This is a genomic window from Paraburkholderia acidisoli, assembly GCF_009789675.1.
GTDB lineage: Bacteria > Pseudomonadota > Gammaproteobacteria > Burkholderiales > Burkholderiaceae > Paraburkholderia > Paraburkholderia acidisoli.
This window is the reverse complement of record NZ_CP046916.1, coordinates 435,878-447,357: the sequence shown is the minus strand read 5'-3', so window position 1 is coordinate 447,357 and position 11,480 is coordinate 435,878. Positions and strand designations below refer to the sequence as shown.

Below are 11,480 nucleotides of genomic sequence, written 5' to 3'. Positions count from 1 at the left end.
CTAAGATGTCAACCGTCCGCAACGTGCTTTTCGTGATGTGTGACCAGCTGCGCGCGGATCACCTCTCGTGCTACGGGCATCCCTATCTGGCCACGCCCAATATCGACGGTCTGGCCCGGCGCGGCATGAAATTCGAGCGCGCCTTCGTGCAGTCCGGCGTGTGCGGTCCGTCGCGCATGTCGTTCTACACCGGGCGCTACGTGGCGAGCCATGGTGCGACGTGGAACCGCGTGCCGCTGTCGACCGACGAGATCACGCTGGGCGAATACCTCGCCGCGCGCAACCTGCCGCTCGCGCTGGTCGGCAAGACGCACATGATGCCGGACAGCCACGGTCTGCAACGGCTGCAACTGGACGGCGGCAACGCGCTCGGCGCCCTGCTGCGCGAAGGCCATTTCACGCTGGTCGACCGCTACGACGGTCACCACGCGGAACCCGCCGGAGGCTATGCCGACTACCTGCGCCGCCAGGGCTACGCGAGCGACGACCCGTGGACGGACTTCGTGATTTCGGCCGAAGACGAACAAGGCCGCATCGTCAGCGGCTGGCACATGCGCAATGTCCACCTGCCCGCGCGCGTGCGCGAAGCCGACTCCGAAACCGCCTACACGACCGGCCAGGCGATCCGCTTCATCGAACGCCAGGGCGACACGCCGTGGGCCATGCATCTCTCGTACGTGAAGCCGCATTGGCCGTACATGGCGCCGGCGCCCTACCACAACAAGTACACGCTCGATCAATGCTTGCCGGTGCAGCGCGCGGCGCGCGAGCGCGCAACGCCGCATCCGGTGACGGGCGCCTACTTCGAGCAGGAGGAATGCGCCAACTTCATGCGCGACGAGGTCATCGCCAAGGTGCGGCCCGCTTACCAGGGCTTGATCAGCCAGCTCGACGATCAGCTCGGGCGACTGTGGGAAACGCTGGACCGGCTCGGACGCTGGAAAGACACGCTGATCGTCTTCACCGCCGACCACGGCGACTTCCTCGGCGACCACTGGCTGGGCGAGAAGGAATTGTTCTACGACACCGTGCAGCGCGTGCCGTACATCGTCTACGATCCGTCGCCCGAGGCCGACGCCACGCGCGGCCGCAGCGACGCGCGCTTCGTCGAGGCGATCGACACCGTCCCGACGCTGCTGGACGCGCTCGGCATGCCGGTCCCCGAACACCGCGTCGAAGGCCGCTCGCTGCTCGCGCTCACGCGCAACGCCGCAACGTCAAAGCCATGGCGTGACGCCGTGTTCTCCGAGCTGGACTACGCGTATCGGCAGGCACGCCAGATTCTCGGCCGCGACCCCGACGCCTGCCGCGGCTGGATGGTGCGCACCGACGCGTGGAAATACATTCACTGGGACGGCTTCGCGCCGCAGTTGTTCGACCTGCGCAACGATCCCGAGGAATTCGTCGACCTCGGCACCGACCCGGCGTTCGAGAGCGTGCGTCAAGGCATGCGCGAGCGCCTGCTCGGCTGGTCGCTCGGCCTGCGCAACCGCACGACCGTGACGCACGACGACGTCGAACGCGGCACGCATCAGTACAAGAAAGCCGGGGTGTTCTACGGCGTGTGGTGAGCGGCGCGGGCAATGTAGCGAATAAAGCGGCGCCGATGCGCACACCCGGCGCCGCTCCCGTTCCAGGCGATGAACCTCGCTATCGCCAGCCGCGGCGCACCGGTTGCATCGGCCTCACGCCAGCGACTCGCGCGCCGCCGACAACACGGAGCGCAGCTCGGCGTCCACGGCGGGCTTCGTCAGATGACCGTCGAAGGACGCCGCCTGGGTTTCGCGCCGGTCGGTTTCCTGACCGCGCCCGGTGAGCGCCACGATCCGCAAGGGCGGCTGGTCCGGAAACTCGCTACGCAACCGGCGGGCGACTTCGAACCCGTCCATGTCCGGCATCATCAGATCGAGGAACACCACGTCGGGGCGGCGCCGGTGAGCGCTTTCCAGCGCGTGCACGCCGCCGTACGCCGCCTGCGCGTCGTGGCCGTCGAGCTTCAGCAGTTCCGTTAGCGCATCGGCGGCGTCGCGCCGGTCGTCGACCACCAGCACCCGCAGCGCACGGGCCGACGCAGGGACCTCGGGCTGCGCCACGTCGGCGGCCTCGCTCGCGTCGTCCCCCACCATGAGCGGCAAGCGCACGAAAAACGTACTGCCCCGGCCCTCGCCCTCGCTCACCGCGGTCACGCCGCCGCCATGCATTTCCACCAGTTGCTTGACGATGGAAAGCCCGATCCCCAGGCCGCCCGCCGAATAAGCCTGCTGCTCGCGCACCTGCGAAAACAGCTCGAAAACGCGCGGCAACGCCGCAGGCGGAATGCCGATGCCCGTGTCGCTCACTTCGATCAACGCCTGCTCGCCGTCCCGCGCGATCCGCACGGTGATGTTGCCGCCGTCGTTCATGTACTTCGTGGCGTTGGACAGCAGGTTCGACACGACCTGCGTGAGGCGCACGCGATCGCCGCGCACCGCGAGGCCAAAGCTCGCCTCGTCGATCACGGTCAGATGGTGGTGCTTGCGCTCGGCTTCGGGGCGGCAGGCGTCGAGCGCGAGATTCACCACGTCGCGCGGATTCACGGTTTCGAGCTTCAGTTCGATCTTGCCGGTCGTGATGCGCGCCACGTCCAGCAAGTCGTCGACCAGCAGCACGAGGTGCCTCAACTGCCGGTCGCTGCGCACGAACAGCTCTTTCATCAGCGCGACGTTCCCGGAACGGCTGTTGCCGATTTGCACGTTGTACACGAGCGGCGCGAGTCCATTACGCAGCTCGTGCGCCAGCACGGCCAGAAACTGGTCCTTGCGCTGGTCGGCGTCGTGCAGCGCGGCCTGGGCATGCGCACGCTCCATGGCCGACCAGCTTCGCTCGGCGGACTCTTCCAGCAGGCGCAGCTCCTCGCTGCGCCATTCCCTCGGTTGCGTGGACGTCGCAACGAGTGCCCAGAACGTATCGCGCCCGCCACGCCGCAGCGGCGCCGCGAGGATGGCACCGATCCGCAGCGCGCGAAACGATTGTTTGTCGACGTCCGAAAGCGTCGTGTCCGTCGCGATATCGGCAAGCGCCAGAGACTGCGTTTCCATGCGCGCCGTCGACTCGGGAAAGTCGTCCAGGCGATATTCCCCTTCGGCGGACGATAAATCCGGGCGCCGCGTCTCGAACTCGGCCCAGCCTTTGCCGATGTCGCGCGAGAGCCGCACGATGTAGCAGCGGTCCGCGCCCAGCCGTTCGGCCACGTGGCGCGTGGTGATGCGGCCGATGGCCTCCGGCGCCTGTTCGGTGCGCAGCGCGTCGCTGAGGACGAGCAAAAACGACTGCCGTTCCTCGCGCTCGCGCATCGCCTGCTCGGTCTGAATGCGCTGCGTGATGTCGCTGGCCGAGCCGAACCATTCGGCGATCTCGCCGTCCGGTCCCGGGAGCGGCACCGCGCGCGACAGCACCCAGCCCACGCCGCCGTCGGACAGGCGCACGCGATGCTCCAGTTCGAACAGCGAGCGGGTACGAATGGCCGCGTCGATCGCGCAACGCACCTTCGGCAGATCTTCGTCGGGAATGTATTTCGTGACCCAGTCTTCGATGGGCGCCGCCGTGTTGGCGAGCGTCTGGCTGTCGAGCTGGAACATCATCCGCCAGTCTGGGCTCATCCGGTAGACCGAATTGCCGCCCGCCGTGACCAGTGCCCGGAAGCGGGCCTCGTTGAGTTGCAGCTGGGCATGGGCGGTGTCGCGCTCGTGCTCCACCTGCTGGGTGCGGTGCTTCGCCGTCGCGTCCACGGTCACGTTCAGCAGCCCCGAGACCTCGCCCGACTCGTCGCGCACCGGCGAATACGAGAAGTTCCACCACGTGTCTTCCGCATAACCGTTGCGGTTCATGACGAGCGGCATGTCTTCGAACTTCACGGTCTCGCCCGCGAACACCTGCGCGACCAGCGGCTCGATGTCGCGCCAGATATCGGGCCACGCCTTGTGAAACGGGAGACCGAGCGCGCGCGGGTGCTGCCCGCCCAGCATCGGCGCATAGGCGTCGTTGTACAGAATGACTTTTTCCGGTCCCCACGCCAGTTGCATGGCATGCCCCGAGGCCAGAATCAGGTCGACCGTGTTCTTGAGGCTAAACGGCCACTGCGCGACGGGTCCCAGCGGCGTGCCGGCCCAGTCGAACGTCCGAATCAGGCGAGCCATCTCGCCATTCCCATGTGGCCAATCCGTCATGTAACGCTGCTCCGCAGAATGCCGCTTTTGTCGCACGCCAGTCGCCGGTTTGTCGCTACCCCGGCGCCTGGTGGTCCGCCCTCATCGTGGAGCGGTGAATTGAATCATACGTATGGATCGCGCCAGCGCAACCAGGGCGCCTGCTCAATGCGCGGATACGCCCGCCGCGCCGGCAACGGCGGCGTCGTGTGGCGCAGGATGCCGCGGCGTTCGCGCGCGGTGACCGGCGCGGTGGCCTGATTTCGACGGCACGCGGCATGGCGTTTGCGCTGGCGAACTTCGTCCAGTGTCCCGTTCACTGTCCTGTTTCAATAGTCGACCCGGAGCGCATCATGCAATTCGTATTCCAGTCCTGTCTCATCAGCACCAGCGCGAGTATCGACGACGGCCGGATCGTGGCGAACGCGCGCATCTTCAGCCCGGCCACCGACGGCTCGTTCGACGAGGACGTCCACGATCTGTGCCTGGACGGCAATTTCATCGACGAAAACGAAGCGCTTTCGTTTGCGAAAGAATGCGCCATGGGTTGGGTCGCGGAACACTGCGTGAATGCCGCCTGAAGCGGTGTAGCCTGCCGTTCGGCCGCCGTTTGCCCGCGGCATGCCGGGCTTGCCCCGGGTAGCCCGGATCTGGCGCCGGGTGAAACAGGTGAAGTAGCATGGACGTCGCGGCATTTCGACCGCGCGGCTAGCCGTTTGTCTGCGTTCATCTCGACGCGATCAGAGGGCGTTCTTGGGCAACGGAACCATGTCTACCACGCAAGACCGACGCGAAGCGGAACGCCAGTCCGCCCACGAACCCGAGGCCGACACCGAGGCGGAAATACGCTGCCTGACCGGCCCAGGCGAGGCCTGCGAGCTCGCCCGCGCGGTCGACTGGGCCAGCACCGCCATTGGTCCGGTGGCGGGCTGGTCGCAGTCGTTGCGCTCCACAGCCTCGCTGGTCCTGCACAATCATTCGCCCATGCTGCTGTGGTGGGGGCCGCAATTCGTCCAGATCTACAACGACGCGTATCGGCCCGTGCTCGGCGAAAAACACCCGCGCGCAATGGGGCAGCGCTTTCGCGATTGCTGGAGCGAGGTCTTCCACATTCTGGGCCCCATGGCCGAACGGCCGTTTCGCGGCGGCCCCGCCTCGGTCAGCGACGACGTTGCCGTTCTGCTCGAACGCAAGGTGCCGCGCGAGGAAAGCCACTTCCGTCTCGCCTATAGCCCCGTGCCGGACGACACCGTCGAGAGCGGCATTGGCGGCGTGCTGGCAACCGTCACCGAAATCACGGAACAGATTTACGCCGACCGGCAGCTCCGCACGCTGCGCGACCTGGGCGCGCGCGGTTCGGCGGACGCGCAGACCGTCGATCACGCCTGTATCAGCGCCGCCGCCGTGCTCAAGGACAATCCGTGGGACGTGCCGTTCGCCCTGATTTATCTGTTCGACGACGGCGCGGCGCATGCCCGCAGAATCGCCAGCGCCGGCCTGGATCCGGCGCTGCTCGAACGGCTGGCGCCCGCCACGCTCGATCTCGCGGGCGCGCCGGCGGAGACTCCCTGGCGCTTGCACGACATCGCGCGCGCGCGCCGTATCGAGTTCATGGCGGAGTTGCCGCACGCGCCCGAAAGCCTGCCGCGCAGCCCATGGGACGAAACGGTACGGTCGGCGCTCGTGCTGCCGCTCGCGTCGCCCGAACAGCCCGACGCGTACGGCGCGCTGATCTGCGGCGTCAGTCCGCACCGCGTGCTGGACGCGGGTTACCAGGCCTTCTTCGAACTGGCGTCGTCGCAGGTCGTCACCTCGCTGCGCGACGCACGGGCGCTCGAAGCGGAACACCGGCGGGCCGAGGCGCTGGCCGAAATCGATCGCGCCAAGACCGCGTTCTTCTCCAATGTCAGCCACGAATTCCGCACGCCCCTCACGCTCATGCTCGGCCCGGTGGCGGAACTCGCGGTCGACCCAGAGTTTCCCCCGCACGCGCGCGCGAAGCTCAACCTCGCGCATCGCAACGCGCTGCGGCTGCTGCGGCTCGTCAACACCTTGCTCGACTTTTCGCGGATCGAGGCGGGCCGCGTTCAGGCGTCCTATGAACCGACCGATCTGGCGGCGCTCACGCGCGAACTCGCGAGCATGTTCCGCTCGGCGATCGAGGGCGGCGGCCTGACCTACGAGGTCGACTGCGAAACGCTTCGCGAACCGGTGTATATCGATCGGGAAATGTGGGAACGGATCGTCCTGAACCTGCTCTCGAACGCCTTCAAGTACACCTTGCAGGGGACCATCGCCGTGAGGCTGAGCGTGCAGGACGCGCGTCCCGTTTTCGAGGTGAGCGACACCGGCGCCGGGATTCCCGAAGTCGAACAGCCGCGCATCTTTCATCGCTTCCATCGCGTGGAGGGCATTGCCGGGCGCAGCCAGGAAGGCACCGGCATCGGGTTGGCGCTGGTGCAGGAACTGGTCCGGCTTCATGCGGGCGAGATCACGGTTCGCAGCCAGCCGGGGCACGGCACGACCTTCCGGGTTTCGCTGCCGTTCGGCACGGCCCATCTGCCCGCCGACCGGCTCAAGGCGCCCGGGCACGCCACGCCGGCCGCGATCGGCGCGGAGGCCTTCGTGCAGGAGGCCATGCGCTGGCTGCCGGACGACGCGGGCAGCCAGCCGCCGCAGGTTTTGTCGACGGAGATCGTGCCGGATGTGCCTCCCGTGGGCCTGTCGATCGCCGCGCCGGTCAGCCTCCGGCCGCGCGTGCTGGTCGCCGACGACAATGCCGACATGCGCGCCTATATCCGCAATCTGCTCGCCGCGAAATTCGAGGTGGAGATCGTCGGCGACGGGCGCGCCGCACTGGAAGCCGCCACGCGCGAACGGCCCGACCTGATCGTTTCGGACATCATGATGCCGGGCCTCGACGGGCTCGGCGTGCTGCGCGCCCTGCGCGGCGACAAACGGCTGCGCGACGTGCCGGTCATCCTGCTCTCGGCGCGGGCCGGCGAAGAGGCGCGCGTGGAAGGCCTCGGCACGGGCGCCGACGACTATCTGGTGAAGCCGTTCTCCGCGCGCGAACTCGTCTCGCGCATCGACGCCTTGATCGAATTGACGGCGCTGCGCCGCAAGAGCGGGGAGCGCTTTCGCGCGTTGATCGGCGCTTCGTCCGACGCGGTCTACTCCATGAACGCGGACTGGACGGAAATGCGCTTTCTGCAAGGCCGGAATTTCATTGCCGATACCAACGACGCCAGTTCGAGCTGGCTCGAACGCTACATTCCCGAGGAGGATCGCGCGCGGGTTTCGGACTACGTCCAGCACGCCATCGACCATCAAACCCGCTTCGAATGCGAGCACCGCATCCGGCGCCTCGACGGCTCGCAGGGCTGGGCGATGTCGCGCGCCATTCCGGTCAAGGACGAACACGGCACGGTGGTGGAATGGTTCGGCATGGCCGTCGACATGACGGAGCGAAAGCGGATCGAGACCGTGCTGCGCGATAACACCGCCTGGCTCGCGGCGCTGAAGGACGCGTTTCAGGCCGCGGTCAACAACGAACCACTCACGGTTTCGCTCGACATACTCACCCACGCCGCCGCCGGGCAGATGCAGGGGCAGGCGCGCTGCGCGTTCCATATCGCCGATGCGAAGCAGGCCGGGTTGCGGCATGTCGCCGGCATGCTCGAGCACGGCACGCACGCGCTCGAAACGGTGCCGATCGACGCGGGCTCGGTGGACTGGGGGCGCGCCGCCTGCATGCGCCAGGCGGTCATCACCCCGGACGTGAACACCGAGCCGCGCTGGAAGGACTGGTTGTGGCTCGCGCGGCAATACGACTATCGCGCCTGCTGGTCCTTCCCGGTGGAGACCGTGGCGGGCAAAGTGGTCGGCACATTTACGATCTTTCGCGCGCAACCGGGCCAGCCCGGCGCGCGCGACCGCGAACTGGCCATGCGCTTCACGCAGGCCGCGGCCATCATCGTGTCGCGCCAGCAGGAAGCCGAGGAGCGCGCGCACGGCGTGGAGGCGCTGCGTCACGCCGACCGTCAGAAGGACGAATTTCTGGCCATGCTCGCGCACGAACTGCGCAATCCGCTCGCGCCCATCGCGAACGCGGGCGAACTGCTTTCGCGGATGGTGACCGGCCACGACGGCGCGAAGGCCGCCGCCGACATGATCAAGCGCCAGACGACCCAGTTGACGCGGCTCGTCGACGATCTGCTCGATATTTCGCGCATTACGCAGGGGCGGATCACGCTGCAGCATGGGCCCGTCGATCTCGCCGGCGTGGTGACCCAGGCGATCGAAATGGTCGAGCCGAAGCTGCGCGAAAAGCGCCACACGCTAACGGTGGAAACGACGACGCGCGACACGCCGCTCTTCGTGGAAGGCGACATCGCGCGGCTCGTCCAATGCGTGGGCAACCTGCTCACGAACGCGGTGAAATACACGGACCCGGGCGGCGCCATTCACGTCTGGACGCGGCCGCGTGGCACTCACGCCGTCATCGGCATTGCGGACAACGGCTCGGGTATTTCCGCCGAGCTGATGCCGCACGTTTTCGATCTCTTCGTGCAGAGCAACCGCACGCTGGATCGCGCGCAAGGCGGGCTGGGAATCGGGCTGGCCGTGGTCAAGCGGCTGGTCCACATGCACCACGGGGAGATTCTCGTGCGCAGCGACGGCGTCGGTCACGGCGCGACCTTCGAGATCGAACTGCCGCGGATCGCCATGCCGGCCGGAGCGCCCATCGAACCGGACACCGCCGGGATACGCTCGCGCCGCGTGCTGGTCGTGGACGACAACCGCGATGCCGCCGACTCGCTCTCGATGCTGCTCGGCGTGCTGGGTCACACGCCCGAAGTCGCGTACGGCGCGCTCGAAGCGATCGAGCGCGCGCAGACCTTCCTTCCCGAGGTGGCCTTGCTCGACATCGGGTTGCCGGGCATGAACGGTTACGAACTGGCCGGCAAACTGCGCGAGATACCGCATCTGGAAGGCGTGCGGCTGGTCGCGGTCACCGGCTACGGGCAGCCCGAAGACTACCAGCGCACGCGCGAAGCGGGCTTCGACGAGCATCTGGTCAAGCCGATCGACCACGACGCGCTGCAACGCAGCCTGGGCTGAAGGCGTCGGCGTGCACACGACGCACGCGACGCCCCCGAGCCCGCCAGGCTAGCCGGCTGGCGTGGCCGCCCGGGGTCTCAATGCAGTTGCGACGACTGCGGCACCTGCGCGACCCGCGTCAAGCGCGCCGCGCCGAGCATCTCGACCGCGAACATGCCCGCCGCCGCGACCGCGTCGACGGCCACGCAGCCGATGTGCTCGCGAATGCGCGCGGCGAGCCCGATCGTCGACAAGCCCGTGCACGAGAACGCGATCACCTTCGCGCCTTCCTCGTGCAGGCGGCGCGCCGTGGCGAGCGCGGCGGCCGCGCCTTCGGGCGTGAGCAGATCGTTCGTTTTGGTCACGCCGTCGGGCCGCGCGTACGGCACCGCTTCGCCGAGCAACGCGCGAAACGGCCGAGGCGCCTCGGCACCGATGCCGAGCACCGCGACCGGCAAGCCCGTCAACGCGGCCACGCGCGCCGCCGCGCTGCCCGCGCTCACGACCGGAATGCTCACCGCCGCGCGCAACGCCGCGAGGCCGGGGTCGGCCGCGCAACTGAGGAACAGCGCGCGAACGCCTTCGGCTTCCATCTGGCGGCCCAGTTCGACGATCTTCGGCACGGCGCGCTGTTCGGTCGCCGCGTCGAAAATGCCCGTGGGCTGGTCGGGAATGCAGCGCGACACGGAAGCGATGCCGTACTGCGCCTTGATGAGCCGCCCGTGTTCGAGCAGAACGGCGTCGTCGTCGGTGGTCAGGACGCGAATGATGCCGAGCGTCATCGCGCGGCTCCCGGCACGGCCTCGCCCGAGGTCAGCGCGCGGGGCGCGGCGCCGTGCGCGAACCAGACCGCCTCGTGCGGGCCCCGCAGCGTGACGGCGCGCTCCGCGACCTGCAGCCAGTCGCCTTCGGGCAAACCGAGCACGGTGGACTGCGGGTTCGCGGCCAGATATTCCTCGATCCGCTGGTTGCGCGTTTCGCCCTGGTGCCCCGCGGGCAGCGCATTGGTGTAGTGCGGATTGATCTGGAAATCGACGAGATCGAGCGCGCCGAAGCCTTGCGGATCGACGATCGGCATGTCGTTCGTCGTGCTGATGGTCGGACACGCGAGGTTCGCGCCCGCGCTCCAGCCGAGATAGCGCGCACCGCCGCGCACGGCCTGACGAATCGCCTCGACGAAACCGCGCGAGCGGCACTGCGCGAGCAGCTGGAACGTGTTGCCGCCGCCCACCACGATCAGTTGCGTCTTCGCGATGGCCGCCTGCGCTTCGGCGTCGCTCGCGAAGGTGTGCACGGAGCGCAGCGAGACATGGGCCGGCGCCAGCGCCGCCGCGACTTTCGCCGCGTAGTCGTCCCACGTCATCGTGACGCCCGCGAACGGCACGAACAGCGCCTCCGTTTGCGACTGGCCGCCACTCGGCGTCAGCGCGCGAATGGCGTCGAGCGCGTGCACGAGATATGCGCCGTCGGGGCCTCGGGAATTGCTCAGCAGCAGTGCGTTCATCACAGAAGCTCCGCGGTCAGTCGCGCGATCAGCGCGTTGGAGAGAATCACGGGCAAGCCGCTCGCCTGCTTGACGATCTCGCGATGGCGTTCGGTGAAGCCCATGCAATCGAGGATCAGCAGTTCCGCGCCCTGCTCGCGCAGTTCGCGCGCGGCGGCGATGAGGTCGTCGTTCTGGTCGACGCTCGCGTAAGGCGAGGCGGCCGCGCAGATTGGCGGGCGGCGCAGGCCGGCCCACTTGCGGAACTCGCTGTCGATCTGGCTCGCGAGCGGCACGACGATCCCCACCTGGCGGTCGCCAGCGAGCGCCGCGCCCGTGGGCGGCACGATCTGGTCCGGCTCGACCAGCCACGCGCTGCCGCCCGTGAGGCCGTGGAACTCGCCGGTGCACAACACGAGCACCACGTTGCAGCCCTGCGCCACGAGCGCGTCGATCTTGTCCTGCAACACCGCGCGCACGGCGGGTTTGTCGACGACGACCGAGCTGCCGTCGAGCAGGCGCGACACCAGCGTCGCGTTGCCGGGCTGCGGCGCGTAGCGCGTTTCGATTTCGGCGCGCGTGAGGTTGTCGAGCACGCCCATGTGCACGCACGGCAGGCCGGCGGGCAGATAGGCGTCGAGGATCGGCGTGATGTCCGCGCGCGGCGCCTGGCCGATCGTGAGCGTGCCGAGTTTTCGTGTGTTCATGCT

General features: G+C 68.1%; 7 protein-coding genes. 3 read left to right on the top strand and 4 right to left on the bottom strand.

Features of this window, described 5'->3' with window-relative positions:
• The first annotated feature begins 5 nt into the window (after positions 1 to 5).
• A complete protein-coding gene (locus FAZ98_RS30555) occupies positions 6 to 1,571 on the top strand; it encodes a sulfatase-like hydrolase/transferase (protein WP_158957329.1) in 1,566 nt (521 codons plus the stop codon).
• 114 nt (positions 1,572 to 1,685) lie between these two features.
• On the opposite strand, the gene FAZ98_RS30550 is transcribed toward FAZ98_RS30555, so the two are convergent.
• Positions 1,686 to 4,175, bottom strand: a complete 2,490-nt coding sequence (locus FAZ98_RS30550) for an ATP-binding protein (protein WP_158957328.1) — start codon at positions 4,173 to 4,175, stop codon at positions 1,686 to 1,688.
• A 362-nt stretch (positions 4,176 to 4,537) separates the two neighbouring features.
• On the opposite strand from FAZ98_RS30550, the gene FAZ98_RS30545 reads away from it, so the two are divergent.
• Together FAZ98_RS30545 and FAZ98_RS30540 are read left to right on the top strand one after the other, a co-directional pair.
• On the top strand, positions 4,538 to 4,765 hold the full coding sequence (locus FAZ98_RS30545; protein ID WP_158957327.1) for a hypothetical protein: 228 nt from the start codon (positions 4,538 to 4,540) through the stop codon (positions 4,763 to 4,765).
• Positions 4,766 to 4,952: 187 nt separating this feature from the next.
• Positions 4,953 to 9,308: an ATP-binding protein gene (locus FAZ98_RS30540; RefSeq protein ID WP_158957326.1), complete on the top strand. Its 4,356-nt coding sequence runs from the start codon at positions 4,953 to 4,955 to the stop codon at positions 9,306 to 9,308.
• A gap of 77 nt (positions 9,309 to 9,385) precedes the next feature.
• Here FAZ98_RS30540 and FAZ98_RS30535 read toward each other — a convergent pair whose 3' ends face one another.
• Genes FAZ98_RS30535 through FAZ98_RS30525 form a run of 3 tightly spaced genes read right to left on the bottom strand, consistent with a single transcriptional unit; the run spans position 9,386 to position 11,477 of the window.
• On the bottom strand, positions 9,386 to 10,069 hold the full coding sequence (locus FAZ98_RS30535; RefSeq protein WP_158957325.1) for an aspartate/glutamate racemase family protein: 684 nt from the start codon (positions 10,067 to 10,069) through the stop codon (positions 9,386 to 9,388).
• A complete protein-coding gene (pepE, locus tag FAZ98_RS30530; protein WP_158957324.1) occupies positions 10,066 to 10,791 on the bottom strand; it encodes a dipeptidase PepE in 726 nt (241 codons plus the stop codon). The genes FAZ98_RS30535 and pepE overlap by 4 nt, the downstream gene beginning before the upstream one ends.
• On the bottom strand, positions 10,791 to 11,477 hold the full coding sequence (locus FAZ98_RS30525) for an AroM family protein (RefSeq protein ID WP_158957323.1): 687 nt from the start codon (positions 11,475 to 11,477) through the stop codon (positions 10,791 to 10,793). Before FAZ98_RS30525 ends, pepE begins: the two co-directional genes overlap by 1 nt.
• Positions 11,478 to 11,480 lie beyond the last annotated feature (3 nt).